Source organism: Stenotrophomonas sp. RIT309 (assembly GCF_000632045.1).
GTDB lineage: Bacteria > Pseudomonadota > Gammaproteobacteria > Xanthomonadales > Xanthomonadaceae > Stenotrophomonas > Stenotrophomonas indicatrix.
On the sequence record NZ_JFYS01000002.1, the window covers coordinates 34,074 to 59,295 of the forward strand.

The 25,222-nt window shown below is 66.3% G+C and carries 20 protein-coding genes and 1 riboswitch; of the genes, 9 read left to right on the plus strand and 11 right to left on the minus strand.

What is annotated here, in order from left to right:
- Positions 1-147 precede the first annotated feature (147 nt).
- Positions 148-1,059, plus strand: a complete 912-nt coding sequence (gene lpxC / locus BW38_RS18455) for a UDP-3-O-acyl-N-acetylglucosamine deacetylase (RefSeq protein WP_025876575.1) — start codon at positions 148-150, stop codon at positions 1,057-1,059.
- Between the two features lie 280 nt (positions 1,060-1,339).
- Here lpxC and BW38_RS18450 read toward each other — a convergent pair whose 3' ends face one another.
- Positions 1,340-1,789: a DUF721 domain-containing protein gene (locus tag BW38_RS18450; protein WP_025876573.1), complete on the minus strand. Its 450-nt coding sequence runs from the start codon at positions 1,787-1,789 to the stop codon at positions 1,340-1,342.
- A 12-nt stretch (positions 1,790-1,801) separates the two neighbouring features.
- Here BW38_RS18450 and BW38_RS18445 point away from each other — a divergent pair, with 12 nt between their 5' ends.
- From BW38_RS18445 to BW38_RS18435, 3 genes are all read left to right on the plus strand, one after another.
- On the plus strand, positions 1,802-2,755 hold the full coding sequence (locus BW38_RS18445) for a M23 family metallopeptidase (RefSeq protein ID WP_025876571.1): 954 nt from the start codon (positions 1,802-1,804) through the stop codon (positions 2,753-2,755).
- Positions 2,756-3,020: 265 nt separating this feature from the next.
- Positions 3,021-5,753, plus strand: a complete 2,733-nt coding sequence (secA, locus tag BW38_RS18440) for a preprotein translocase subunit SecA (RefSeq protein WP_025876568.1) — start codon at positions 3,021-3,023, stop codon at positions 5,751-5,753.
- 97 nt (positions 5,754-5,850) lie between these two features.
- Positions 5,851-6,804, plus strand: coding sequence for a Nudix family hydrolase (locus BW38_RS18435; RefSeq protein WP_032974911.1), 954 nt, complete (start codon positions 5,851-5,853; stop codon positions 6,802-6,804).
- 117 nt (positions 6,805-6,921) lie between these two features.
- Here the strand turns inward: BW38_RS18435 and BW38_RS18430 are convergent, their stop codons facing one another.
- The 3 genes from BW38_RS18430 to BW38_RS18420 all read right to left on the minus strand — a co-directional run bounded on the left by BW38_RS18430 (position 6,922) and on the right by BW38_RS18420 (position 9,964).
- On the minus strand, positions 6,922-7,500 hold the full coding sequence (locus tag BW38_RS18430; RefSeq protein WP_032974912.1) for a DUF4124 domain-containing protein: 579 nt from the start codon (positions 7,498-7,500) through the stop codon (positions 6,922-6,924).
- A gap of 41 nt (positions 7,501-7,541) precedes the next feature.
- The gene (gene metF / locus BW38_RS18425) at positions 7,542-8,369 is read right to left on the minus strand and encodes a methylenetetrahydrofolate reductase [NAD(P)H] (RefSeq protein WP_032974913.1); all 828 of its coding nucleotides are present in this window, start codon (positions 8,367-8,369) and stop codon (positions 7,542-7,544) included.
- Positions 8,370-8,440: 71 nt separating this feature from the next.
- On the minus strand, positions 8,441-9,964 hold the full coding sequence (locus tag BW38_RS18420) for an amidohydrolase family protein (RefSeq protein ID WP_032974915.1): 1,524 nt from the start codon (positions 9,962-9,964) through the stop codon (positions 8,441-8,443).
- A gap of 136 nt (positions 9,965-10,100) precedes the next feature.
- On the opposite strand from BW38_RS18420, the gene BW38_RS18415 reads away from it, so the two are divergent.
- Positions 10,101-10,658: a DUF3228 family protein gene (locus BW38_RS18415; protein ID WP_025876554.1), complete on the plus strand. Its 558-nt coding sequence runs from the start codon at positions 10,101-10,103 to the stop codon at positions 10,656-10,658.
- A 98-nt stretch (positions 10,659-10,756) separates the two neighbouring features.
- Positions 10,757-11,386: an energy transducer TonB gene (locus tag BW38_RS21155; protein WP_161763225.1), complete on the plus strand. Its 630-nt coding sequence runs from the start codon at positions 10,757-10,759 to the stop codon at positions 11,384-11,386.
- Between the two features lie 92 nt (positions 11,387-11,478).
- Here BW38_RS21155 and BW38_RS18410 read toward each other — a convergent pair whose 3' ends face one another.
- Both BW38_RS18410 and ybaK read right to left on the minus strand, forming a co-directional pair.
- Entirely contained in the window at positions 11,479-11,973 is a 495-nt protein-coding gene (locus tag BW38_RS18410; RefSeq protein ID WP_032974916.1) for a hypothetical protein, read from the minus strand.
- On the minus strand, positions 11,973-12,446 hold the full coding sequence (gene ybaK, locus BW38_RS18405; RefSeq protein WP_025876549.1) for a Cys-tRNA(Pro) deacylase: 474 nt from the start codon (positions 12,444-12,446) through the stop codon (positions 11,973-11,975). The genes BW38_RS18410 and ybaK overlap by 1 nt, the downstream gene beginning before the upstream one ends.
- 92 nt (positions 12,447-12,538) lie before the next feature.
- Here ybaK and BW38_RS18400 point away from each other — a divergent pair, with 92 nt between their 5' ends.
- On the plus strand, positions 12,539-13,393 hold the full coding sequence (locus tag BW38_RS18400; RefSeq protein WP_032974917.1) for a hypothetical protein: 855 nt from the start codon (positions 12,539-12,541) through the stop codon (positions 13,391-13,393).
- A 71-nt stretch (positions 13,394-13,464) separates the two neighbouring features.
- On the opposite strand, the gene BW38_RS18395 is transcribed toward BW38_RS18400, so the two are convergent.
- From BW38_RS18395 to ahcY, 3 genes are all read right to left on the minus strand, one after another.
- The gene (locus BW38_RS18395; RefSeq protein WP_235189884.1) at positions 13,465-14,820 is read right to left on the minus strand and encodes a peptidoglycan-binding domain-containing protein; all 1,356 of its coding nucleotides are present in this window, start codon (positions 14,818-14,820) and stop codon (positions 13,465-13,467) included.
- Between the two features lie 50 nt (positions 14,821-14,870).
- A complete protein-coding gene (locus BW38_RS18390; protein WP_032974919.1) occupies positions 14,871-15,656 on the minus strand; it encodes a lysozyme inhibitor LprI family protein in 786 nt (261 codons plus the stop codon).
- Between the two features lie 302 nt (positions 15,657-15,958).
- On the minus strand, positions 15,959-17,404 hold the full coding sequence (gene ahcY / locus BW38_RS18385; protein WP_032974920.1) for an adenosylhomocysteinase: 1,446 nt from the start codon (positions 17,402-17,404) through the stop codon (positions 15,959-15,961).
- Between the two features lie 36 nt (positions 17,405-17,440).
- Positions 17,441-17,522, minus strand: a riboswitch (S-adenosyl-L-homocysteine riboswitch).
- 123 nt (positions 17,523-17,645) lie between these two features.
- Here ahcY and BW38_RS18380 point away from each other — a divergent pair.
- Together BW38_RS18380 and ppc are read left to right on the plus strand one after the other, a co-directional pair.
- Positions 17,646-20,162, plus strand: a complete 2,517-nt coding sequence (locus BW38_RS18380; RefSeq protein WP_025876539.1) for a prolyl oligopeptidase family serine peptidase — start codon at positions 17,646-17,648, stop codon at positions 20,160-20,162.
- A 172-nt stretch (positions 20,163-20,334) separates the two neighbouring features.
- Positions 20,335-23,046 (plus strand): phosphoenolpyruvate carboxylase, encoded by a 2,712-nt coding sequence (gene ppc, locus BW38_RS18375; RefSeq protein ID WP_025876537.1) that lies wholly within the window; start codon positions 20,335-20,337, stop codon positions 23,044-23,046.
- A gap of 146 nt (positions 23,047-23,192) precedes the next feature.
- Here ppc and BW38_RS18370 read toward each other — a convergent pair whose 3' ends face one another.
- A complete protein-coding gene (locus tag BW38_RS18370) occupies positions 23,193-23,699 on the minus strand; it encodes an acyl-CoA thioesterase (RefSeq protein WP_025876535.1) in 507 nt (168 codons plus the stop codon).
- A 148-nt stretch (positions 23,700-23,847) separates the two neighbouring features.
- On the minus strand, positions 23,848-25,059 hold the full coding sequence (gene metK, locus BW38_RS18365) for a methionine adenosyltransferase (protein ID WP_025876533.1): 1,212 nt from the start codon (positions 25,057-25,059) through the stop codon (positions 23,848-23,850).
- Positions 25,060-25,222 lie beyond the last annotated feature (163 nt).

Genomic DNA, 25,222 nt, shown 5'->3' on the forward strand with positions numbered 1-25,222 from the left:
CCCCGGGTTGCGCCACCATGTCCTGAAAACGCGGGCGCCGGGCCAGGATGGGCCCGGCCGCCCTGCTTCACGCGCGTCCCACCGGCGTTTCAGCCGGGGTAGGGGACCCTGCGTGTTAATCTACTGTGTCACTTCCGGTCGTCCCCCATGATCCAGCAACGCACCCTCAAGAACACGATCCGCGCCACCGGTGTAGGCCTGCACAGCGGCGACAAGGTCTACATGACCCTGCGCCCGGCGCCGGTCAACCATGGCATCGTGTTCCGGCGCGTGGACCTGGACCCGGTAGTGGAAGTGCCTGCGAAGGCCGAACTGGTCACCGAAGTGACCCTGTGCACCGGCCTGACCTGCAACGACGCCAAGATCCAGACCGTCGAGCACCTGATGTCGGCCCTGGCCGGCCTGGGTGTGGACAACATCATCGTCGAACTGTCCTCGGCCGAGCTGCCGATCATGGACGGTTCGTCCGGCCCGTTCGTGTTCCTGCTGCAGTCGGCAGGCATCGTCGAACAGGATGCGCCCAAGCGCTTCATCCGCGTGCTGAAGACCGTGGAAGTGACCGAGGGCGACAAGATGGCCCGCTTTACCCCGTACGAGGGGTACAAGCTGGGCTTCACCATCCAGTTCGACCACCCGATGATCCCGGCCAAGCAGTCGCGCCAGGAAATCGAGTTCTCGACGATGGCCTACACCAAGGAAATCTCCCGCGCGCGCACCTTCGGCTTCATGCGCGACCTGGAATACATGCGCGAGCGCAATCTCGGCCTGGGCGGTTCGATGGACAACGCCATCGTGCTCGACGAGTTCCGCGTGCTCAACGAAGACGGCCTGCGCTACGCCGACGAATTCGTGCGCCACAAGATTCTTGACGCGATCGGCGACCTCTATCTGGCCGGCGGCCAGGTGCTGGGTGCCTACGAGGGCTTCAAGTCCGGCCACGCGCTCAACAACAAGCTGGTGCGGGCGCTGATGGCCGATGCCACCGCCTGGGAATGGGTCACTTACGACTCGCCGGCCGTGCCGGACCCGGTGGTGTACGCCACGCCGGCCTATGCCTGATTTCACAAGCTGTTGAATTTCAATGCAAAAACGCCGCCTTCCAGGGCGGCGTCTGCGTTTCCGGCGTTGTTTGACGCACTGGCGCAGTTGGTGACGCGACGGCCGGGCCGAGGTCACGGTTTTGTGAACCTGTTGGATCCGAAGCCTGAATTTAACGTTGTTTTAACAACAATCTAACGACTGGCCCACCGGGGCCAGCTAGGATGCGACCCGGCCCCCGAAATGTTTCACGCTGCGGTGACACGCGCGACGGGGAGTGGAGCAGGACGCTCCGCTGCTTTCAGGTTTCCCGCTTCGGTTTCGAAGGAAGGTCCTGCAGAGCTGCCAAGGCGTCGCGTAGCCCTTTGTGCGTGGCGGCTGAAACTGCGTGGGGTCCATTCCGGTTGTCGAGCGCTGGGGAGCGCGTGGGAGTGGGAGACGCAGTCTTGACGGTCACCTTGGTGGCCTTCAGCCCGATGGACCGGGCCGCGTCGAGCAACTGGGCTTCGGCAAGCCGCAACTTGGCATGCCAGACCGGGGACTCGACGAGAAAAACGAGGTGTTCCCCGTCCACATTGGCCAGCCGGCAACGGCTGCGCAGAGGTGGCGGCAACTGGGGGCGCAACTGACGGTCCAGCGCGTCGAGCCATAGGGCACGCCGCAGCGGGTTCCCGCTTTTGTCCGCCATCACTGCATCCAGGGCCGGTTTCGGTCGGGATGCGGGACGAACGCTGGATTTCGGCTCAGACATGAAAACTCACTGATGGCATTCAAAAAGATCGTAATCAAAACGCGTGAAGGACAGGCCAAATCGGCGCTCACGCGTTTGCGGTTCTACTTCGAGGACCGCCCCCGAGCCCTGCTGGGCAGCGTGCTCGGCGCAGGTTGCATTATCGGCCTTGCCGGTGGAATTGGCGTCAGCGCGCTCAATGACTCGCGCCTGCAGGCCAAGGTCGACCGCCAGGAGGCCGAACTGGCCAAGGTCCAGCGTGATGCGCAGACCCAGGTCAACGCGCTGGCTGCCCGCCTCGGCGAGCTGCAGGCGCAGGCCACCCGCCTGAACGCCCTGGGCGAGCGACTGACCCAGATGGGCAAGCTGGAAGACGGCGAATTCGATTTCAACGAGACCCCCGGCCTCGGTGACGGCGATGCCGGCGGCCCGACCGCCGACATCCCGGTGAAGGACGTCAACGCCGACTTACAGGTGCTGGAGCAGCGCTTCGCTGCTTCAGGCCGCCAGTTGTCGGTGATGGAATCGCTGATGTTCGACCACCAGCTGCAGCAGAACGCCGTGCCTTCGCGCATGCCGATCCGCAACAGCTACGTCACGTCCGGCTTCGGTACCCGTGCCGACCCGTTCGGTCGCGGTGCCGCCACCCACAAGGGCATGGACTTCCACGCCCGCGTCGGTGACCCGGTGATGTCGGTGGCCGACGGCGTGGTCAGCTTCTCCGGGGTCAAGGGCGGCTACGGCAACGTGGTCGATGTGGACCACGGCAACGGCTACGTCACCCGCTACGCGCACAATTCGCGCCTGGTGGTGAAGGTCGGCGACCTCGTCCGTGCCGGCCAGGAAGTGGCCAAGGCCGGTTCCACCGGTCGTTCGACCGGCGCCCACGTGCACTTCGAGGTGTGGGAGAACGGCAACGTGGTCAACCCGCGCAAGTTCCTCGGCGATGGCGGCAATACCCCGGTCGGGCGCATCACCCGCGGTTGAATCGGGCCCCCGTACTCCGGGGGCGGTAGTGCCGGCCGCTGGCCGGCAACCTCATGATCTTCGGCAACATCGCGGATTGCCGGCCAGCGGCCGGCACTACCGGAATGTTCGGATGCCAATGCCGCCACAGGGTTGAAACCCCAGCGGCCCATCCCAAGCTACAATGGGTGTTGCCATCGACAGGGCGCCAGGCGCCCTGATTCGTTTGCGGCGGACGGATCCTTCCCGGAGCCGTGCGGCATTTCCATCCAACCCGGTTCCCTCAATGATCAACAGCCTGCTTACCCGCGTATTTGGCAGTCGTAATGAACGACAGCTGCGCCAGCTCAACCGCATCGTCGCCAAGATCAATGCGCTGGAGCCGGAGATCGAGAAGCTTTCCGACGAGCAGCTGCAGGCCAAGACGCCGGAATTCAAGCAGCGCATCGCCGGTGGTGAAGCCCTGGACAAGGTGTTGCCCGAAGCGTTCGCGGTCTGCCGCGAGGCCGGTCGCCGCGTGCTGGGCATGCGCCACTACGACGTGCAGCTGATCGGCGGCATGGTGCTTCACCTGGGCAAGATCGCAGAAATGCGCACCGGTGAAGGCAAGACCCTGGTGGCGACCCTGCCGGTGTACCTCAACGCGCTGGAAGGCAAGGGCGTGCACGTGGTCACCGTGAACGACTACCTGGCCCGCCGCGATGCCGCGCAGATGGGCAAGCTGTACAACTGGCTGGGCCTGAGCGTGGGCGTGGTCTACCCGGGCATGCCGCACAGCGACAAGCGCGAAGCCTATGGTTCGGACATCACCTACGGCACCAACAACGAATTCGGTTTCGACTACCTGCGCGACAACATGGCGCTGTCCAAGGCTGACCGCTACCAGCGCGGCCTGCACTACGCCATCGTCGACGAAGTCGACTCCATCCTGATCGACGAAGCGCGTACCCCGCTGATCATCTCCGGCCCGGCCGACGATTCCCCGGAGCTGTACATCCGCGTCAACCGCATCGTGCCGAACCTGGTCAAGCAGGAAGCGGAAGACGGCGAAGGCGACTTCTGGGTCGATGAGAAGGGCAAGCAGGTGCACCTGTCCGAGGCGGGCATGGAGCACGCCGAACAGCTGCTGGTGGAAGCGGGCATCCTCGATGCCGAGACCGAAGGCCTGTACGCGGCGCAGAACCTGACCGTGGTCCACCACCTCAACGCCGCCCTGCGCGCGCACGCCATCTACCAGCGCGATGTGGACTACATCGTGCGCGATGGCGAAGTGGTCATCGTCGACGAATTCACCGGCCGTACCCTGGCCGGCCGCCGCTGGTCCGATGGCCTGCACCAGGCGGTGGAAGCGAAGGAAGGCGTGCCGGTCCAGCGCGAGAACCAGACGCTGGCCAGCATCACCTTCCAGAACCTGTTCCGCATGTACAAGAAGCTGTCCGGCATGACCGGTACGGCCGATACCGAAGCGTTCGAATTCCAGAGCATCTATGGCCTGGAAGTGGTGGTGATCCCGACCAACCGCCCGACCATCCGCAAGGACAGCCCGGACCAGGTGTTCCTCAACCGCAAAGGCAAGTTCAATGCGGTGCTGGCCGACATCGAAGAGTGCGCCAAGCGCGGCCAGCCGGTGCTGGTGGGTACCACCTCGATCGAAACCTCGGAAATGCTGTCCGAGCACCTGCGCAAGGCGGGTGTGAAGCACGAAGTGCTCAACGCCAAGCAGCACGACCGCGAAGCGACCATCGTTGCCAACGCCGGTCGTCCGGCCGCCGTGACCATCGCCACCAACATGGCCGGTCGTGGTACCGACATCGTGCTGGGCGGTTCGCTGGAAGCGGAAATCCACGAGCTGGGTGAAGGCGCGACCGACGAGCAGAAGGCCGCGATCAAGGCCGAGTGGCAGAAGCGCCATGACGCGGTCAAGGCGGCCGGCGGCCTGCACATCGTCGGCACCGAACGCCACGAATCGCGTCGTATCGACAACCAGCTGCGTGGCCGTTCGGGCCGCCAGGGTGATCCGGGCTCGTCCCGTTTCTACCTGTCGCTGGAAGACAACCTGATGCGCATCTTCGCCTCCGACTGGGTGCAGAAGGCCATGCGCATGATGGGCATGAAGGAAGACGACGTCATCGAAGACCGCTTGGTCAGCCGCCAGATTGAAAAGGCGCAGCGCAAGGTCGAGGCCCACAACTTCGACATCCGCAAGAACCTGCTGGATTTCGACGACGTCAACAACGACCAGCGCAAGGTGATCTACGCCCAGCGCGACGAACTGCTGGACGCCGAGTCGGTGAAGGACAACGTCGATGGCATCCGCGACGACGTGATCTTCGACATCGTTGCCCGCTTCGTGCCGCCGAACTCGGTGGACGAGCAGTGGGACCTGCGTGGCCTGGAAGCTACCCTGCAGTCGGACTTCGGTGTGGACATGTCGCTGACCGATCTGGTCAAGTCGCACGAGGAACTGGACGCCGAAGGCATCACCGCCAAGGTGCAGGAGCGCATCAACCAGCACTTCGCCGAGAAGGAAGCGGGCGTGGGCGAAGAGACCATGCGCGCGCTGGAGAAGCACGTGATGCTGACCGTGCTCGACCAGAGCTGGAAAGAGCACCTGGCGCGCATGGATTACCTGCGCCAGGGCATCTACCTGCGCGGTTATGCGCAGAAGCAGCCGAAGCAGGAATACAAGAAGGAAGCCTTCGAGCTGTTCTCGGACATGCTGGAGAACGTCAAGCGCGAAGTGGTGACCCTGCTGGCCCGCGTGCGCATCCGCAGCGACGAGGAAGTGCAGGCACTGGAAGCGGCCGAGCGCCAGCAGGTGGAAGCCCGCCTGAGCCAGTCGCAGTTCCAGCACCAGGACGCTGGCGGCTACGGCGCCGACGAAGAGGCGGCGCAGGTGGAGGCCGCCCAGCAGGGCGTGGCGCAGCTGCAGCGTGACGAGCCCAAGATCGGTCGCAACGATCCGTGCCCGTGCGGCAGCGGCAAGAAGTACAAGCACTGCCACGGCCAGCTGAGCTGATCCCCCGGAGAGCCCCGCGAAAGCGGGGCTTTCCTGTTCTGGGCCTTGAAGCGCCCGGCGATTGCGCCGGTGCCCCGCTTTTCGGCATGCTTCGGCCATGCCTTCCCCGAAACGATCGATCCACGTCGTAGCCGCCGTCATCACCGACGCCCGCGGCCGCATCCTGCTCAACCGCCGTACCGAAAGCCGCGACATGGCCGGCCTCTGGGAATTCCCGGGCGGCAAGCGCGAGCCCGGTGAGACCTCCGAACAGGCACTGGTGCGCGAGCTGCACGAGGAGCTGGGCATCGAGGCCGAGGTGGGCGAGTGGATCATGGACGTGCCGCAGCGCTACCCGGACAAGGACCTGACCCTGGAAGTGCGCCACGTGCGCAGCTGGAAGGGCGCCCCGCGTGGACGCGAGGGCCAGGCCATCACCTGGGTGACGCCGGACAAGCTGGCCCGTTATTCAATGCCGCCGGCCGACCTGCCGGTGGTGGCCGCACTGCGCCAGCCGGACTGCTACCTGATCACCCCTGCGCCGGACATCGATGAGGGTGGCCTGCAGCGTTGGCACGGCCAGCTGCAGCAGGCGGTGGCTTCGGGGCAGCAACGCATCCAGCTGCGCCTGCCCGCCGAGCATCCGCAGCGTCAGGGCGTGATCGAGCAGGCCGTGCGCGCGCATCGGCGCGGTGTGCAGTGGCTGCTCAACCGCGATATCGAACTGGCGCGCACCCTCGGCGTTGGCGTGCACCTGGGCAGCGAGCAGCTGCAGTCGCTGCAGGAACGGCCGCTGCCGCCCGGGCAGCTGGTGGCCGCCTCCTGCCACGGGCTTGAGCAGCTGCTGGCCGCACAGCGGCTGGGCTGCGACTTCGCCGTGCTGGGGCCGGTGCAGGCCACTGCGAGCCATCCCGATGCAATGCCGTTGGGGTGGGAGGCCTTCGCCGCGCTGCGCGCCCAGGTCTCGCTGCCGATCTATGCGCTCGGCGGCATGACACCGCAGCATGTGGCCGAGGCACGCCGGCATGGCGGGCAGGGTATCGCCGCCATCCGCGGACTATGGCCGGTGTAGCGCGATACACAGGGGCGCAAGCAAGTAGATCCACGCCATGCGTGGATGAGCAGACCCACGCCACGCAGCGACCAGTAGATCCACGCCATGCGTGGATGGCGGTTCAGCAGCACCCGCTCACAACGTAATCCAGAAACACCCATACTGCCGCCGCAGCCCAAGCACGGTCGCCGCGCGCGTGGCGCTGCCCGGCAGGGTCTGCTCCAACCGCAACCCGATCGGATGGCGCCGTGCAGCCGGCATCGGCACCGTTTCCGGATCCTGTGAGGCGATGCCCTGGCCCTCATCCAGATCCTGGCGCGGATACACCGGCACCACGTCCACCAGCGGCCGCCGCACCACCGATTCCAGCTGGCCAAGAATCCGCTGTGCGCCGGCATCGGACACCGCGCCCCACAGGTACAGCGAAGAAAGCCGGTTCACATCACCGATGCCGACCGCCGTGTGCAAAGCCTGCACCAGTTCGCTCAGCCGGCGCGGGCAGCTGCTGCCGAGGCTGTCGCGCTGCAGGGTATTGCCGGAAGGCGCCGGCGGTGGCCGCCGGGACTGCGCGCCCAGGCTGTCGCAGGGGCGGTCGGTATAGACACTTTGCCCCTGCGGATCGGTGCAGCGGTTCAAGCGCGTGGTCTGCGCCTGCACACCGGCGCAGACACCGGGCAGCAGCAGGACCAGCAACAGGGACGGGACGAGCTTCATCGACGCAGCGTAGCGCCGATTGCGATAACGCAGCGTACTTTTCAGCCTTGCAGCAGCTTCAGTACCGAGACCGTCGGCTTGGCCAGGTTCAAGGTGTAGAAGTGCAGGCCCGGTGCGCCGCCTTCGACCAGGCGCTGGCACAGCTTGGCCACCACTTCGGCGCCGAAGGCGCGCACCGATTCGGCGTCGTCACCGTAGGCCTGCATCTTGCGGCTGATCCAGCGCGGGATTTCCGCGCCGCACTGTTCGGAGAAACGGCGCAGCTGGCTGAAGTTGGAGATCGGCATGATGCCCGGGGTGATCGGCACCTGCACGCCGAGCCGCTGCACTTCGTCGACGAAGTGGAAGTAGGCATCCGGGTTGAAGAAGTACTGGGTGATGGCGGCATCGGCACCGGCGTCGATCTTGGCCTTGAAGTGCTTCAGGTCGAGCAGGGCGTCCTGCGCTTGCGGATGCGTTTCCGGATACGCGCCCACTTCGATGCGGAAGGCGTCACCGTGCTCGGCACGGATGAAGGCGATCAGTTCGGAGGCATAGCGCATGTCACCGGGAAAACCCATGCCCGACGGCAGGTCGCCGCGCAGGGCGACGATGCGCTGGCAGCCGATGGCGCGGTACAGCGTCAGCAGCTCGCGGATCTCCTGGCGGGTACCGCCCACGCAGGACAGGTGCGGTGCCGCGTCGAAGCCGTGGTGCTGGTTGAGATGGCGCACGGTCTCGGAGGTGTAGCTGAGGGTCGAGCCACCGGCGCCGAAGGTACAGGACACGTACTCGGGGGCATACGTCTTCAGCTTGGCCGCGGCACGGTCCAGCTGGGTGCGCTGTTCGTCGGTCTTGGGCGGATAGAACTCGAAGCTGATGGTGGTCATGGCACGGGCGGCGGCGTCGGGTGCGGAGAATTATATCTCTCCATCGAGATGGATGTAAAACAAGGCAGTCGCTACAGTTCCGCGCTGACCGGGCTTGTCACGAATCCCCACAGCAGCCGCGCCATCACCGCAGGTGAGCGTGCCTGCGCGCGGGAGTAGGCCAGCAGTGCATCCAGCCTTGGACGGTCGTAGAGGTGGCCGGCCAGCAGCACCGCATGCACGCGCCGGCTGTTGCCGATGTCCAGCAGAGGATTGCCGTCCAGCAGCACCAGGTCGGCCGCTTTGCCGACCTCGACACTGCCATGCCGGGCCTGCAGGCGAAGGTGCTGTGCGGCGTGCAACGTGGCTGCGCGCAGCACGTCGGCCTGGCTGAGTCCGGCCTGGTGCAGCAGTTGCAGTTCATCGTGATAACGGAAGCCGCCAAGCCCGGTGTCGGTGCCCACCAGCACCGGAACACCGGCGCGGTGCGCAGCGCCGGTCAGTGCCAGGCCATGATTGAAATAGGCGTGCAGTGCGCGCTCGCCACGTTGGCCTGGATGGCGGGTGACCGTGGCCTGCAGGTCGTCGCGCCAGGCCCAGCGCGAAAGCGGATCGAGGTACGCCAGTCGCGGATCATCGATGAAGCCCGGATCGCGCGCGCGGGCATCCTCCTCGCGGGTGACATGAGTGGGCACGAAGGCGCTGCCGCTGGCCTGCATCAGCGCGAAGGCGGCCTTGCACCTTGCAGGCGCATAGCTGTCCACCAAGTGCTCGGCCAAGGCTGTCGGGTCTTCACCGTCCAGCGTCCCGCTGCGCCATGCAGCTGCGGAGCCGGAGCAGTGGCGAACGAACAGATGCGCGTGTTCAAAGCTGTGCTGTCCGGCCTGCAGTGCCTCTTCCAGCGCCACCGCCCTGGGCAGGTGGCCCACCAGCGGACGATGCAGTTGCCGCGCCTCGGCAGCCAGCCGTTGGTAGGTATCCGGGCGCAGCCGGTTGTAGACCTTCAGTGCATCCACGCCGCGCTCGGCGTACTCACGCGCGCGACGGACGGCGTCCTGTGGTGCCAGCGCAGGGTCTTCGAAGTAGAAGCTTGCCACCTGCACGAATCGCGGCGCGGTCAACGTGCCAGCGATGGCCTGTGCGTTCCAGCGACGCTTGTCAGCGACGCAGGCGATCAGTGGATCGGTCGGCTGCGGGCAGTCCATCATGTCGCGGGTGCCGGTGATGCCGTTGGCCAGCATCAACGGGAACTGCAGTTGCGGAGACAGCTGCAGTGCATGGGTATGCATGTCCCAGAAGCCAGGCAGCAGCCAGCGGCCACCGGCGTCGAATACGTGCAAGGTGGCGTCGTGGGGGCCATTGCCGATGGCGATGATGGTGCCGTTGCGCACCGTTACAGTGGTGGGCGCGCTGGCAACGCCGTTCTGCACGTCCACCACCCGCGCATTGATGATCACCCGGCTGTTGCCGACATCGGGTGGCGGCGGCGCTGGCAACGGCCAGATCAGGGCGGCAGCGAACAGCAGGGGCGGAGCGAGAAGCACAGCCGCTACTGCCTTCAGCAGAGGCCGTTGGTGTGATCGAGGGGAAGGGGACAACGCGCGTGCTGCATCCATGAGCCTGCAATCCCTACGGTGGGTCGAAGGCAGGGTGGGGCAAGTCCGGTTCGGATGCCAGTGACTCTCGGCCTGCTCCCCTTGCACCGCCGGTGGCGGTTACCCTGTGCAGCGGATTCTTCGATCACGTCGCGCCATGTCCATCGTCCTCACCGATTTCGCCCGCCCCCGCCTGTTCCCGCGCGTACCGCGCGGCAACACCATCCAGGACTGCAGCGCCGAGCAGTTCCAGGCGCATCTCAACGCGCACCCGCCGCTGAAGGTGCTCGATGGCTATGCACCGTTCTGCAAGCTGTTCGTCTATGAGAACTGGACCAGCACGCGCTGCCTGACCGTGCCGGTCACCGATGCCAACCGGCACCTGCTGCGCAGCGGCTACGAGGCGCGCAACCGTGAGGAACTGCCGGTGCTGGTGCGCTGGTTCGAGGGCGTGGAATCGCCACGGGCCAATTACCTGGTGGTGATCCTGTACAGCGCCGAGCAGCTGGCCAAGGAAGGTTCACCCATCGATGCGGACTGGGGCATCGTCGGCTGCATCTATACCGCCGAGCCGGAAGAAGTGCCGATGGCGCCGATCACCATGATGCGCAATGCGCTGGGCGTGGAGGAGGGTGGTTCGGGCGTGCCGCTGGACCGCGAAGCCTATCAGCGCGCGGTGGCGTTCTGGGAGAACAACGCCAACTGGCGGCCCTGAGAACACAGCATCGCGATGCGCGTCAGCGCACTGCGATGTGAAATCCGCTGCGGCCACCGCGGGATACGATGCTGTTTCCATCACAGCAGGAAGCAACGATGACGATCAGAACGTGGATGCCGTTGGCGGTGGCGCTGGGCGCCTTGCTGGGTTCAGCCGAGAGTTCAGCCCAGCGTTACGATGCCAACGCCGCATGCGGTGGATTGAGCAACGCGGCATCGATCCAGGATGTGGGCGTCAGCAGCATGGAGGCGCGTGCCCATCAAGGGCGCTGCACGCTGCACGTCGTGGCTGCGGATGCGGAAGCGCTGGTGCGCCAGCAACGCATGCTGGAAGCGGTGTCGATGGCGGTATGCAAGGCCGCTGCGGAACCTCAGCCGTCCGCGCAGCCGCTGTCACTGGTGCTGCGATTCCCTGCGCGCTGCCCGCTGTCGTCCAAGGCGACACTGTTCCCTGCGGCCAGCGGCAACTGGAGGCGTGAATTCCCCGAGTACCCCTCTGCGGCTGTACGTGACGGGTTGCAGGGCAAAGTGCAGCTGAAGGCGCTGGTGAACGAGGACGGCAGGATTGTCGCGGCCGTGGTACGCGTGTCCAGTGGTCACGCGGTGCTGGACGCGGCAGCGGCCAAGGGGCTCCGCTCGTGGGCCATGCAACGCGACGCGCAACAGCCCGCGTTGCCCGCCATGAGTGTGATGGACGTGCCGGTGACCTTTGCTCTCAACGAATGAAGGACGTGCTCTCCTGGCTTTCGTAGCGGGAGCCGGCACAACCAGGCTTGGCGTGGATCCGCCTTCGCAGTAGAGCCACGCCACGCGTGGCTTCAATCAATGGCGAGCAAGGTCCACTCCCACCACGGGTAGTGGTACTCACGGTCGGTGGCATCCCAGTGCTGGCCGCAGCAGGTGCAGGCCACCCGATGGCGGTCGCCCCAGCCATCCTCGGCCACGCCCTGTTCCAGCAGCCGCACATGGCTCTGCTCGATGAGCCGGCGTGGGTCGAAGAACAGGTAATCCGGATACAGCGCGCACAGGCAGCCTTTGCGCTCACGCCAATAACGCAGGCGGCGCAGTGCGGCTTGCAGGTGAACATCGTTGCTGACCAGCGCACCGCCAAGCTGCACGCCCTGGCAGGCCTGCTCGATCCGCTCGGTCTGCGGCGTCAGCGCATCCAGCGTCGTAGCGCTGAACAACCGCGCCAGGCTGCTGCTGGCGGCATGGATACGACTGGCATCGCGCGACAGCAGGTCCTGCAGCAGCACATCGGCCTGCGGGTCGGCCAGCCGCGGTGGCGGCGATGTGGACCAGGGCCAGCGCATCAACGGGGCCTGCCGATCGCGGCGTAGTGGCCGCCGGTCAGGTGCAGCAGGTCGGCCGGTGCCAGCTCCACTTCCAGGCCACGCCGTCCCGCGCTGACGTGCAGGGTGGGCAGTGCCTGCGCGCTGGCGTCGAGAAAACTGCGCAGGCGCTTCTTCTGCCCAAGCGGGCTGATGCCGCCGACCAGATAGCCGGTTGCGCGCTGCGCGGCATCGACGGCGGCCATCTCGCACTTCTTGCAGCCGGCCGCCTCGGCCAGTGCTTTCAGATCAAGCTGGCCGGCCACCGGCACGATGGCAACGAGCAGTTCGTGCGTTTCGGTGCTGGCCAGCAGGGTCTTGAATACCTGTGCCGGGTCCAGGCCCAGCTTTTCGACGGCTTCGCCGCCGTAGGATTCGGCATGGGCATCGTGCACGTAGCTGTGCACGGTATGGGCGATCTTCTCGCGCTTGAGCAGGTTGATGGCCGGGGTCATGGGCATATCGTAGCGCCGCGCGCGGGCATTGCCTTGACCGAGGCTATTGCCGCACCCTGCGATACTGCACGTCGGCTTTCCCAGGCTCCAGCATGCGCGCACCCGCTCACCTCCACGACCTGACCTTTGACACCGAAGTGGCAGCGGGCCCGTATCCACCGCAGGGTTTTCTGCCGATCGCCGAAGGCGCGTTGGGCAACGGCGATTGTTTCGGGCTGTACTGGCCATTGGGGCGCGAAGGCGCATTGCCGCTGGTCTGCGAGATGTCCCATGACGAGGGCAGGATGGTCTACAGCCATTCTTCGCTGGACGTGTTCGTGCACTGGTTGGGCATCAATCGCGCGCTGGACGAGGATGCGTGGGATGACGACGAGTGGGATCCGCGCGCGCATGATGTGGACGACGCAGACTCGCCTCTGCGGCTTGTCGAGTTGGCGCAGGGACATGTAGCAGCGGGCGAGCCCGCCGCTGCGATCCCACTGCTCGACGCCGCAACCGCGGCTTTTCCAGACCTGCAGAAGGGCTGGGCCATGCTCGCTGGCCAGCACATGCGGTTGCGCAATGCCGAGCTGGCGGTGCGCGCGGCGCGCTCGGCCGTGCTGGCCAACTGGGCCTTTGGCGTGCCCGAAGCAGGCGTGCTGCGCATCCTGAAATCGGCGCATGCTGGTGAGGATCCGGTGGTGGCGATGGCGCAGCAGATGGGCTTCGCCTTTGGCGGTGCCAGGAACAACCCGGACTATGCGTTGATGCAGGCCTGCATCGATCGGTGTTGGCGGATCGGCGATAGGGAGGCGGCACTACGGTTGTCGCACAACCGCTGTTACGTGCTGGCCGCCGAGACGGTGTCATTCCAGGAGCGCGAGCGCTTTGATCTGCCCGCGTGGCAGCTTGCGTTCCGCGAACAGTGCCGCCTCGCCCTCGGCGACGACCGCCAGCGCATGCAGTAGAGCCACGCCGCGCGTGGATACCGAACCGGATGACAGGATCCACGCTGTGCGTGGATCCGATCCATCGCAGATCAGCGCGACAGCGGCTGCTGTGCCTGTGCCTGTTCCTGCGCCTGTCGTTGTGTCTGTTCGGCGTTCAACGCTTCGCTCTGGCGAGTGCTGGATGGCAGATCCTGGCTGACCGCCTGCGCAAGGTCGATGTAGGTGCGATGCGCGGCAGGATCGCCCAGCTGGCCCTGCACCGCGAATACACCCTGGCCGTCGGGGCGCGCCACCACGGTGTCCACCTGTGACATGCCGACAAGCTTGGACTCGTAGGCGACCTGTCCAGCGGCATTCTCCAGCTGGCCGCGGTCATGGAACAGCGGCGATAGTCCACCTTGGCTGCGCTGCTGTTCCAACGTTTCCAGCTTTTCCACGACCTGCTGGTATCGCGGATTGTCGGCGTGCCCGGGCGTGGCCATGCTCGGTGCTGCTGATTCGGCCTGCTGATGCTGCTGGCTTGCCGCCTCCAGCGCACCCAAGGTGCCGCTGCCGGCTTTGCCGTCCACCGTCAGCTGATGATCGCGCTGGAACTGCTGGACCGCCTGCAGGGTGCCCGGGCCAAAGTGACCGTCGGCCACCAGCGGTGCACCGTCCTTGCCCGTGTAGCCGAGGTCGGCCAGCTTCTGCTGCATGGCCTGCACCTCATCGCCCTTTGCGCCGTTCACCAGCACGCCACTGCCAGCCGACGCACCGGGTGTGCTGGGCGAGCCGTGCGAGGGGGCATGGGTTGGGGTGATGCCCAGCTGGGTCATGGCCGTGTCGAAGCGTTGATCGCGGCTGGTCACGGCCGCAGGCGACTGGATGCCGAATTTGGTCGCATCGACGAAGGTCTGCACGTCGGCCCGGCTTGGTGGATCGCCGGCCTGGACGGTACCGCCCTGCAGCTTCTCCGCGTTGCCGGCCAGATAGTTGATGAACTGCGGGCCCATGCTGCCGAACTGGTTGTCATAGTCGGCCATGGCCAGCTGCAGTTCCGGGTTTGCCACGATGGCATCGGCGGCGGCCGGGTTGGTCGCACGCACCTTGGCGATGGCCTCGTCGACGCGCTCGATGGCGCTGTCCAGCTTGGCGTTGGTGAGCTGGTCGATGTTGGCCTGCGGAATGGCCTGCAGCTTGGCGTCGAGCGCGGCCAGCTGCTGTGTGCTCAGCCCCCCGTGCTGGGACAGCAGTTCGATGTCACCGTTGGTGAAGCCGTTGTCGCGCAGGAAGCGCCTGGCCTGGGGGTTGCCGCCGACGTCGAACTGCACCAGGCCGAACGAGTAGGCGCTGGTGCCCTCCTGGGCGTATGAGAAATGGTCCAGGTGGCGGGTGTTGCCGCCCAGTTCGGTGTTGAGGAACAGCGTGGACAGCTGTTCGCGGGTGAGAGTGGAATCCGTTGCCATGGTCATCGTCCTTCAATGAGGAAAAGGGAGCCGTGCCCGCCCGGCTGATGTCAGCCGGCGCAGTGCTGCTGGGTGAAGCCGAGCAGCTGGCGGGTGGCCTCGGTGCCGTAGGCAGCCGGTGCCGGTTCGATGGCGAACTGGCCGACCATCTGGTTGCTGCATAGCTGCACGTTGCGCTTGCCGGTGGCTGTTTCCAGGGTGCAGTTGGCCGCCAGCAGGGCGTTGTGGCCGGCGCCGATGTTGGTTGCCGCCGTGCAGCCCAGCAGGCTGCCTTTTTGGCCGTTTTCACCCAGCAGCGTGTTGAAGGTCGCCAGCTGGCTGTTGGGGTCGCGCAGCACCAGCATGTCCACGCACTGCTGCTGGCCGTCGGGCACTTCGCAGGCGTCCTGGTCGACCAGACCGTCGCGCGTGGCCGACAGTACCTTGAGGCGGTCGGCAGATACCTGTTGCAGGCAGTGCGCGTCGCTGCACAGGTCGCGCGTGTGCTGGATCCAGCGCTGCTGCTCGGCCTGCAGCTTGGCCTTGCCGGCGGCATCGAGGGTTTGGCTTGCGGCGGCTTCGGCCTTGGCCAGCTCGCCTTCCTGCTTCAACAGGGCGGGGTCGTTGCAGATCAGGGTCTGCACCGGCGATGCCGGATTGGCGCAGGCGGTGCTGCCGGCGGCCGCTGCCGGGGCGCTGGCCGCCTTGCCGTCGGTGTTGGCCTGTTCGGTGGCGGCTGCAGGCGTCGTGGCCTGGGCTTCACCGGAGGGCGGGGTGCAGGCGGCCAGCAGGGCCACCCAGCACAGGGTCATGAGGGGCTTGATGGCCCGGGTCATACGTTCACTGCTGCGCTGCATGTCTATCCTTTGATGTCTGCGTCCTGGCGCATGGCCTGCGGGCGGCAGGCATGGGGCGAACCATGGAACGGGGGGGCCGTGGCGGCCGCGCGGCGGGCTGGGCATTGCAACATCCCGCGCCGGGGCCGTTGGCGGGAACAGAGCGTAGCAAGCGACTGCTTAGGGCTCTGTGACAGGACGCGCGGAACGCGGCGGCGGGTGCCCGGATGCAGAACGGGCGCCCGAAGGCGCCCGTCCGTGTGCATCCGTTGCTGGGGTCAGAGCCCTTTCCTGCGGAAAGGAATCCGACCCCGCGCACGGCATCAGTAGCGGTAATGATCCGGCTTGAACGGACCTTCCACCGGCACGCCGATGTAGTCGGCCTGTTCCTGGCTCAGGGTGGTCAGCTTCACGCCGATCTTTTCCAGGTGCAGACGGGCCACTTCTTCGTCCAGCTTCTTCGGCAGCAGGTACACCTTGTTCTCGTAGGTGCCCTTGTTGGCCCACAGGTCGATCTGGGCCAGGGTCTGGTTGGCGAACGAGTTGGACATCACGAAGCTCGGGTGGCCGGTGGCGCAGCCGAGGTTGACCAGGCGGCCTTCGGCCAGCAGGAAGATCGCATTGCCGTTGGGGAAGATGTACTTGTCCACCTGCGGCTTGATGTTGACGTGCTTCACGCCCGGGAAGTCGACCAGCGCATCGACCTGGATCTCGTTGTCGAAGTGGCCGATGTTGCAGACGATGGCCTGGTCCTTCATCGCGCTCAGGTGCTCGATGCGGATGATGTCCTTGTTGCCGGTGGTGGTGACGTACAGGTCGGCACGGCCCAGGGTGGATTCGATGGTGTTGACCTCGAAGCCTTCCATCGCCGCCTGCAGGGCGCAGATCGGATCGATCTCGGTGACCACCACGCGCGCGCCGTAGGCACGCAGCGACGCGGCGCAGCCCTTGCCGACGTCACCGTAGCCGCAGACCACGGCGACCTTGCCGGCCAGCATCACGTCCATCGCGCGCTTGAGGCCATCGGCCAGCGACTCGCGGCAGCCGTACAGGTTGTCGAACTTGCTCTTGGTGACCGAGTCGTTGACGTTGATCGCCGGGATCAGCAGGGTGCCGGCCTGGGCCAGCTGGTACAGGCGGTGCACGCCGGTGGTGGTTTCTTCCGAAACGCCCTTCCAGTCCTTGACCACGCGGCCCCAGTAACCCGGGCGCTCCTTGGCCACGCGCTTGAGCAGGTTCTTGATGACCTGCTCTTCGTGCGAAGCGGCCTTTTCGTCGACCCAGGTGCTGCCGTTTTCCAGTTCGTAGCCCTTGTGGATCAGCAGGGTCACGTCACCGCCGTCGTCGACCACCAGCTCCGGGCCGGTCAGGGTGCCGTCGGGCAGGGTGAAGGTCAGCGCGTCCAGGGTGCAGTCCCAGTACTCTTCCAGCGACTCGCCCTTCCAGGCGAACACGGGAGTGCCGGTGGCGGCGATCGCCGCAGCGGCGTGGTCCTGGGTCGAGAAGATGTTGCACGAAGCCCAGCGCACGTCGGCGCCGATGTCCTTCAGGGTCTCGATCAGCACCGCGGTCTGGATGGTCATGTGCAGCGAGCCGGTCACGCGCACGCCCTTCAGCGGCAGCTCGGTCTGGTACTTGCGGCGGATGGACATCAGGCCCGGCATCTCGTGCTCGGCGATGTCCAGTTCCTTGCGGCCCCAGTCGGCCAGGGTGATGTCGCGGATCTTGTAATCGCCTTCGGTGGAGAAGGTCTTGGCAACAGCATTCATGCAGTAGCTCCGGTTGTGGGCGAGCGGATGCTCGCATCTGGCCGGGCGCCGTTGTTGCAAAGCCACCTGGCCGAGCCTGGCCGGTCTCAGGGATCCGGTCGCAGCGCCCCTCGGCAGGGGAGGATGCCCATTATATCGCGCCTCCGCTGTGACACGGCGATGACCCAACCATCGGCAGATGGGCGGAGGTGCATGGCCTGTTAAGGTCGAGGGCTTCACGCAGCGAACAGGTGGAACAATGATGAGCACGCACGCACGCCGCAACCGGCGCTTGACTGGCCTGGTCCTGTCGATGGCCCTGCTGGCGGTGGTCCCGCAGGCCTGGGCTGCCGCACCGCAGGCGGCCGCGGCGCAGGCGCAGGGCGTGGCCGGTTACGAGCTGCCCTCGGCCGCACTGCAGGCCGTGGTCGACGCGCCGCGGGCGCCGTCGCTGTTCCTGTCGCCGCGCCGGGATGTCGCCGCGCTGATGCAGATGCCGTCGCTGCCGTCGATCCAGGTGGTGGCGCAGCCGGAGCTGAAACTCGCGGGCCTGCGCATCAATCCGAAAACCTTCTCTGACAGCCGCTTCAGCTTCGGCCAGAAGCTGTGGTTGATGAATGTGGCTGACGGCAAGGAGCGGCAGATCAGCGGGTTGCCGGCCTCGCTGTCGATCGCCAGCCTGACGTGGTCGCCGGACCAGAAGTGGCTGGCCTTCAACCAGGTCGATGCCGCTACCGGGGCCAATGAGCTGTGGCTGGTGGACGTGGCTGGCGGCAGCGCCCGTCGCCTGGTCGCCGGCCTGAACACCGTTCTGGGCAGTGGCTACCAGTGGTTGCCGGACAGCCGAGGCCTGGTGGTGTTCACCCGCCCGGCCAACCTTGGCGCCGCCCCGGCTGCAGATGGCATCCCGACCGGCCCGGCCGTGCAGCAGACCAGCCAGGGCGGTGGCGTGGTGTCCATCCGCACCTACCAGGACCTGCTGAAGAACGAGGCCGACGCGCGCCAGTTCGATTACTACGCCACCACCCAACCGATGGAAGTGGGCCTGGACGGGCAGAGCCGTGCCATCGGTGCGGCCGGCATCTTCATGGGTTTTGCGGTGTCGCCCGACGGCCGCTTCGTGCTCAGCCAGCCGGTGCAGCGTCCGTACTCCTACGTGGTGCCGCTGAGCAGCTTCCCGCGCCGTATCGAAGTGCTCGACCGCAGCACCGGCAAGCTGGTGCATACCGTGGCCGTACGGCCGCTGGTGGAAGGCCTGCCGACCGGCAACGATGCCGAAGTGACCGGCGTGCGTGACATCAGCTGGCGTGGCGATGCCGATGCCACCCTGGTCTGGGCCGAAGCGCAGGATGGTGGCGACCCGAACAGGGAAGCCAAGGTGCGCGATGCGGTGTTCATGCAGGCCGCACCGTTCGACACGCCGCCGGTGACCCTGGCCCAGCTCGGCAGCCGCTATGCCGGCATCAGCTGGGGCCGCGGCGACCTGGCCCTGCTCAACGAATCGTGGTGGAAGACCCGCCGCAGCAAGACCTGGCTGATCGCACCGGACAACGCCAGCGCCGATGCCAGGCTGCTGTGGGATCGCGACGCGCAGGACCGCTACGCCGATCCGGGCCGCCCGCTGATGGCCAGTGATGACCGCGGCCGCTCGCTGCTGCAGACCACCGCTGATGGCGGCAGCCTGTACCTGGCCGGTGCCGGTGCATCGCCGGAAGGCGACCGTCCGTTCGTTGATCGCTTCGACGTGGCCAGCGGCAAGGCAACCCGCCTGTTCCATTCGCAGGCACCGACCTACGCCGCGCCGGTAACGCTGCTGGATGCGCAGGCCAGTTCGCTGCTGATCAGCCGCGAGAGCCCGGACGAGCCGACCAACTTCTACGTGCAGTCGCTGGCCGACACCAACGCCGCACCGCGTGCGCTGACTCATTTCGCCCATCCGCTGCCGCAGCTGAAGGGCGTGCAGAAGGAGCAGATCCGCTACAAGCGCAAGGACGGCGTGGACCTGACCGCGACCCTGCTGCTGCCGCCGGGCTATGACCCCAAGCGCGATGGTCCGCGGCCGCTGCTGATGTGGGCCTACCCGGGTGAGTTCAAGAGCGCGGCGGCCGCCAGCCAGGTGACCGATTCGCCGTACCGCTTCAACGCGATCAGCTACTGGGGCCCGCAGGCGTTCCTGGCCAAGGGCTATGTGGTGCTGGCCAGCCCGTCGATGCCGATCATCGGCGAAGGCGACAAGGAACCCAACGACACCTACATCGAACAGTTGGTGGCCAATGCGCAGGCCGCAGTGGACGAGGTGGTGCGGCGTGGCGTGACCGACCGCGAGCACATCGCCATCGGTGGCCACTCCTACGGTGCGTTCATGACCGCCAACCTGCTCGCGCACACCCGCCTGTTCAAGGCCGGTATCGCGCGCAGTGGCGCCTACAACCGCACGCTCACCCCGTTTGGTTTCCAGGCCGAAGAGCGCAACTACTGGCAGGCGCAGGACGTGTACCAGAAGATGGCGCCGTTCAATTACGCCGACAGGATCAAGGATCCGATCCTCTTCATCCACGGCGTGGACGACAACAACTCGGGCACCTTCCCGATGCAGAGCGAACGCATGTTTGCCGCAGTGAAGGGGCTGGGCGGCACCGCCCGCCTGGTGATGCTGCCGAACGAGTCGCATGCCTACCGCGCACGCGAATCGATCATGACGATGCTGGCCGAAAGCGAACGCTGGCTGGAGCAGAACCTCGGCCCGGTGCAGCAGGGCAAGGCGAAGAAGACGCGCTGACCAGTGCTGGTAGTGCCGGCCGCTGGCCGGCAACCTCATGGACCTGCGCAACGTGAGGTTGCCGGCCAGCGGCCGGCACTACCAGATGAAACCATTTCTGCAGCGCAGCACGGCACGCGTTCTGGTTTAGGCTTGGGGTCTGGATCCGTTGACCGAGGCCTGTGCGTCGCCGATGAACGAGTACCGCAGCAGTATCGAATTCGCTTCCCCTGATCTTCCCCTGCGTGACGACGTGCGCCGTCTGGGTGCACTGGTCGGTGACCTGCTGGTCGAGCAGGTATCGGCCGCCTTTCTCGATGACGTCGAAGACGTGCGCACGCGTGCCATTGCCCGCCGCGAGAACCAGGCCCCGCTGTCCGTGCTGGCCGACGGCCTGGCCGGGCGTGAACCGCAGCAGGCCGAGACCATGGTGCGTGCGTTCAGCACCTACTTCCAGGTGGTCAACATCGCCGAGCGTGTGCATCGCATCCGCCGCCGCCGCGACTACCAGCGCGCCGTTGCCGCCGCGCCGCAACCCGATGGCCTGCAGGATGCCCTGCAGCACCTGAAGGCGCAGGGCGTTGGCCTGGATGAACTGGCACAGTGGCTGCCACGCATCGATATCGAGCCGGTGTTCACCGCGCACCCGACCGAGGCGGTGCGCCGCGCGCTGCTGGAGAAAGAGCAGCTGATGGTGGCCAGCCTGGTCGACAACCTCGACGGCCAGCGCACGCCGGGTGAAGCAGCCGCAGACGCCGCGCGCTTCCGCATGGCGTTGACCGCCTCGTGGCAGACCACCGATTCCTCGCCGGTGCGCCCGACCGTGGACGACGAACGCGAGCACGTCGGCTTCTATCTGGTGCAGGTGCTGTACCGGGTGATCCCGGTGCTGTACGAATCGCTGCAACAGGCACTGCGCGATACCTATGGCGCGGAACTGCCGCTGCCGCGCCTGCTGCGTTTCGGCACGTGGGTGGGCGGCGACATGGACGGCAATCCCAATGTGGATGCGCACACCATCCGCAATACGCTGGATGCACAGCGCGTTGCCGTGCTGGGCCGTTACCAGAAGGAACTGCTGCAGCTGGCCAGCCTGCTCAGCCAATCCACCGAGCGGGTGGGGGTGAGCGACGCACTGCAGGCGCGCGTCGCGCATTACCAGCAGTTGCTGCCGCAGGTGCAGTCGCGGCCACGCCATGCCGACATGCCGTATCGGTTGCTCAATGACCGCATGCGTGCACGCCTGCAGGCCACGCTGGATGATGCCGACGGCGCCTATGCCGGCCCGGACGAGCTGATCGACGACCTGCAGCTGATCCTCGACAGCCTGCGCGCGAACCGGGGCGAGCATGCCGGCGGCTTCGCGGTGCAGCGCCTGTTGTGGCGGGTGAAGACCTTCGGTTTCCATCTGGCGCGGCTGGATGTGCGCCAGGAATCGAGCGTGCATGCGCGCGCGCTGGCGGCAGTGCTGGGGGGCGATGCGGCATGGGACGCATTGGATACAGCGGGTCGCGCACGCCTGCTGGCACCGCATGCCAGTGGTGAAACACCATTGCCTGTTGGCGATGATGAGGGCAACCAGCGCTTGGATGCAGTGTTCGCGGCCTTGGCCGATGCCCGTGCGCGGCATGGTGGCGACGCCCTGGGCAGCTACATCATCTCGATGGCGCACGACCGTGGCGATGTGCTGGCGGTGCTGGCGCTGGCGCGTCGTGGCGGCCTGGTCGATGACGCCGGCCACGTGCCGCTGGATATCGCGCCGCTGTTCGAAACCGTGGACGACCTCAAGCGCGGCACCGCGACGCTGCGCGATCTGCTGGCCGATCCGGTGTACCGCGCGCACCTGCGTGCACGCGAGGACGTGCAGATGGTGATGCTCGGCTATTCGGACAGCAGCAAGGATGGTGGCATTGCCGCATCACGCTGGGGCCTGCAGCGCGCACAGGTGGAGCTGCTGGAAGTGGCTGCCGAAGCGGGCCTGCGCCTGACCTTCTTCCATGGCCGCGGTGGCTCGATCAGCCGCGGTGGTGGCAAGACCACGCACGCGGTCGATGCCTCGCCACGCGGCAGCATCGATGGCCGCCTGCGGGTGACCGAGCAGGGCGAGGTGATCCACCGCAAGTACGGCATCCGCGCGCTGGCATTGCGTTCGCTGGAGCAGGCCACCGGTGCGGTGCTGCGCGCCAGCCTGCGCCCGCGTGCCGCCGAACCGCGCGAGGATGATTGGCGGCCGGTGATGGACGTGGTCGCCGGTTCCAGCAGCGAGGTCTATCGGGCGTTCGTCGGCCAACCGCGTTTCATGGACTACTTCCGTACCGCCACGCCGATCGATGTGATTGAACGGATGACGCTGGGATCGCGGCCGTCGCGCCGGCTCGGCCAGGATGCGGCCTTGACCAACCTGCGCGCGATTCCGTGGGTGTTCGCCTGGAGCCAGGCGCGCGCGGTGATTCCGGGCTGGTATGGGGTCGGCAGCGGCCTGCAGGCGGCCGCCGACGCCGGCCATGAAGCCACGTTGCGTGAAATGGCGCGGGACTGGCCGTTCTTCCGCACGTTCCTGGATGACATCGCGATGGTGCTGTCCAAGGGGGATATCACCATCGCCGAACAGTTCTCGCGCCTGTCCGGCGAGCTGCACGATGCGTTCTTCCCGCAGGTCGAGCGCGAACTGGAGCTGACCCGGCACTGGCTGCTGGCGCTGATGGAGCAGCAGACCCTGCTGGACCACGACGCGCGGCTGGCGCTGTCGATCCGCCTGCGCAATCCCTATGTGGACCCGATCAGCGTGCTGCAGGTGGACCTGCTGCAGCGCTGGCGCGAAAGCGGGCGCGAGGACGACGATCTGCTGCGCGCGCTGGTGGCCTGCGTGAATGGTGTCTCGCAGGGCGTGCAGAACACCGGCTGAAATGCATCGGCCGGGCATGGCCCGGCGAATTCGCAATGGTATTGCCGGCCGCTGGCCGGCAACCTCGCAGCAGGCAGGCTACTGCAGTTGCCGGCCAGCGGCCGGCACTACCGGTTTGCCAGGTGCCGAGCCCGGTCGGCGCGCTTTCATTCTTCCGGTGACGGCGGATTGGACGCCAGCAGTTCCAGATGCCGCTGCTCCATTTCCTGCCGAAGTTGGCGGCGGATCAGCGCCGCGGCCTGCCGGCGCTTTTCATCCGAACTGGCCGGCTGCAGCGATGGAACCGGCGTCGGCCGGCCGTCCTCGTCCACCGCCACCATGGTGAAGAAGCAGCTGTTGGCGTGGCGCACGCTGCGCTTGAGGATGTCCTCGGCCACCACCTTGACGCCGATTTCCATCGACGAGGTACCGGTGTAGTTCACCGAGGCAAGGAAGGTGACCAGTTCGCCCACCGCGATCGGCTGGCGGAACACTACCTGGTCCACCGACAGGGTGACCACGTAGCGGCCGGCATAGCGGCTGGCGCAGGCATAGGCGACCTGGTCGAGCAGGCGCAGGATCGCGCCACCGTGGACCTTGCCGGAGAAATTGGCCATTTCCGGCGACATCAGCACGGTCATGGACAGCTGGTGGGATTTGAGTTCGGTCGACATGGGGCGATTGTATCGGCAACCACCGGCACTACCATCTGCCGGCCAACGGCCGGCACCTTCATGATGTCCGCAAACCGATGCATGGTTGCCGGCCAGCGGCCGGCACTACCGAAAGCAGAAGGGCCGCTTGCGCGGCCCTTCGTGTTTCTTACTTCAGCTTCGCATCGGCGCGCAGGGCGGCGGCGCGATCGGTCTTCTCCCAGGAGAAGGCCGTGGCGTTGACGGTCTCGCCTTCGCCGTTGATGTAGCTGAACTCCTTCGGCTTGCGGCCGAAGTGGCCATAGGCCGCGGTCTGCTGGTACATCGGGTGGATCAGGTCCAGCATCTTGATGATGCCGTACGGGCGCAGGTCGAAGTGCTTGCGGATCAGCTTCTCGATCTTGTCGTCGCTGATCTTGCCGGTGCCGAAGGTGGTCACCGAGATCGAGGTCGGCTCAGCCACGCCGATGGCGTAGGAGACCTGCACTTCGCAACGGTCGGCCAGGCCGGCGGCAACCACGTTCTTGGCGACGTAGCGGGCAGCGTAGGCGGCCGAACGATCGACCTTGGACGGGTCCTTGCCGGAGAACGCGCCACCACCGTGACGGGCCCAGCCGCCGTAGGTGTCGACGATGATCTTGCGGCCGGTCAGGCCGCAGTCGCCCACCGGGCCGCCGATCTCGAACTTGCCGGTCGGGTTGATGTGGAACTTGGTGCCCTTGTGCAGCCACTTGGCCGGCAGCACCGGCTTGATGATCTCTTCGCGGACGGCCTCGATGAGGTCCTTCTGCTTGATGCCCGGGGCGTGCTGGGTCGACAGGACCACCGCGTCGATGGCCGAAACCACGCCGTTTTCATAGCGCAGGGTGACCTGGCTCTTGGCGTCCGGACGCAGCCAGGACAGCGGCGAGTTGCGCTTCTTGCGGATCTTGGCCTGCTGCTCGACCAGGCGGTGCGACAGGTGGATCGCCGCCGGCATGTAGCTGTCGGTTTCGTTGGTGGCATAGCCGAACATCAGGCCCTGGTCGCCAGCGCCCATTTCTTCCGGCTTCTTGCGGTCAACGCCCTGGGCGATGTGCGGGGACTGCTTGCCGATCAGGTTCAGCACGCCGCAGGTGGCGCCGTCGAAGCCGACGTCGGAGCTGTCATAGCCGATGTCCACGATGACCTTGCGGGTCAGCGCTTCCAGGTCGATCCAGGCGCTGGTGGTGATTTCGCCGGCAACGATGGCAACGCCGGTCTTGACCATGGTCTCGCAGGCCACGCGGGCGCGCTGGTCCTGGGTCAGGATCGCGTCCAGCACCGCATCGGAGATCTGGTCGGCAACCTTGTCCGGATGGCCTTCAGAGACCGACTCGGAGGTGAAGAGGTAGCTGGACATCAGGCTTAATATCCTTTGATTCGGATGGAAAGATGGGCGCGAATGATACACGGGGTGCGCCGCCTGTGCATTGTGAACCTGTATGGGTTGCCAGTGGTTAAGGTGTTGTGCCCGGCAGAGCAGGCCTTGGCGGGCACTGTGGGGGCATCGTGCACAGGCAGTG

Excerpts from the sequence above, each read along its gene's own strand:
- BW38_RS18450 (WP_025876573.1), bottom strand. The coding sequence starts at position 1,789 with ATGTCTGAGCCGAAATCCAGCGTTCGTCCCGCATCCCGACCGAAACCG.
- ppc (WP_025876537.1), top strand. The coding sequence starts at position 20,335 with ATGAACGAGTACCGCAGCAGTATCGAATTCGCTTCCCCTGATCTTCCC.
- BW38_RS18380 (WP_025876539.1), top strand. The coding sequence starts at position 17,646 with ATGAGCACGCACGCACGCCGCAACCGGCGCTTGACTGGCCTGGTCCTG.
- metK (WP_025876533.1), bottom strand. The coding sequence starts at position 25,059 with ATGTCCAGCTACCTCTTCACCTCCGAGTCGGTCTCTGAAGGCCATCCG.
- BW38_RS18435 (WP_032974911.1), top strand. The coding sequence starts at position 5,851 with ATGCCTTCCCCGAAACGATCGATCCACGTCGTAGCCGCCGTCATCACC.
- metF (WP_032974913.1), bottom strand. The coding sequence starts at position 8,369 with ATGACCACCATCAGCTTCGAGTTCTATCCGCCCAAGACCGACGAACAG.
- lpxC (WP_025876575.1), top strand. The coding sequence starts at position 148 with ATGATCCAGCAACGCACCCTCAAGAACACGATCCGCGCCACCGGTGTA.
- BW38_RS21155 (WP_161763225.1), top strand. The coding sequence starts at position 10,757 with ATGACGATCAGAACGTGGATGCCGTTGGCGGTGGCGCTGGGCGCCTTG.
- ahcY (WP_032974920.1), bottom strand. The coding sequence starts at position 17,404 with ATGAATGCTGTTGCCAAGACCTTCTCCACCGAAGGCGATTACAAGATC.
- BW38_RS18445 (WP_025876571.1), top strand. The coding sequence starts at position 1,802 with ATGGCATTCAAAAAGATCGTAATCAAAACGCGTGAAGGACAGGCCAAA.
- BW38_RS18370 (WP_025876535.1), bottom strand. The coding sequence starts at position 23,699 with ATGTCGACCGAACTCAAATCCCACCAGCTGTCCATGACCGTGCTGATG.
- BW38_RS18415 (WP_025876554.1), top strand. The coding sequence starts at position 10,101 with ATGTCCATCGTCCTCACCGATTTCGCCCGCCCCCGCCTGTTCCCGCGC.
- BW38_RS18420 (WP_032974915.1), bottom strand. The coding sequence starts at position 9,964 with ATGGATGCAGCACGCGCGTTGTCCCCTTCCCCTCGATCACACCAACGG.
- ybaK (WP_025876549.1), bottom strand. The coding sequence starts at position 12,446 with ATGACCCCGGCCATCAACCTGCTCAAGCGCGAGAAGATCGCCCATACC.
- BW38_RS18390 (WP_032974919.1), bottom strand. The coding sequence starts at position 15,656 with ATGCAGCGCAGCAGTGAACGTATGACCCGGGCCATCAAGCCCCTCATG.
- BW38_RS18410 (WP_032974916.1), bottom strand. The coding sequence starts at position 11,973 with ATGCGCTGGCCCTGGTCCACATCGCCGCCACCGCGGCTGGCCGACCCG.
- BW38_RS18395 (WP_235189884.1), bottom strand. The coding sequence starts at position 14,820 with ATGGCAACGGATTCCACTCTCACCCGCGAACAGCTGTCCACGCTGTTC.
- secA (WP_025876568.1), top strand. The coding sequence starts at position 3,021 with ATGATCAACAGCCTGCTTACCCGCGTATTTGGCAGTCGTAATGAACGA.
- BW38_RS18400 (WP_032974917.1), top strand. The coding sequence starts at position 12,539 with ATGCGCGCACCCGCTCACCTCCACGACCTGACCTTTGACACCGAAGTG.
- BW38_RS18430 (WP_032974912.1), bottom strand. The coding sequence starts at position 7,500 with ATGAAGCTCGTCCCGTCCCTGTTGCTGGTCCTGCTGCTGCCCGGTGTC.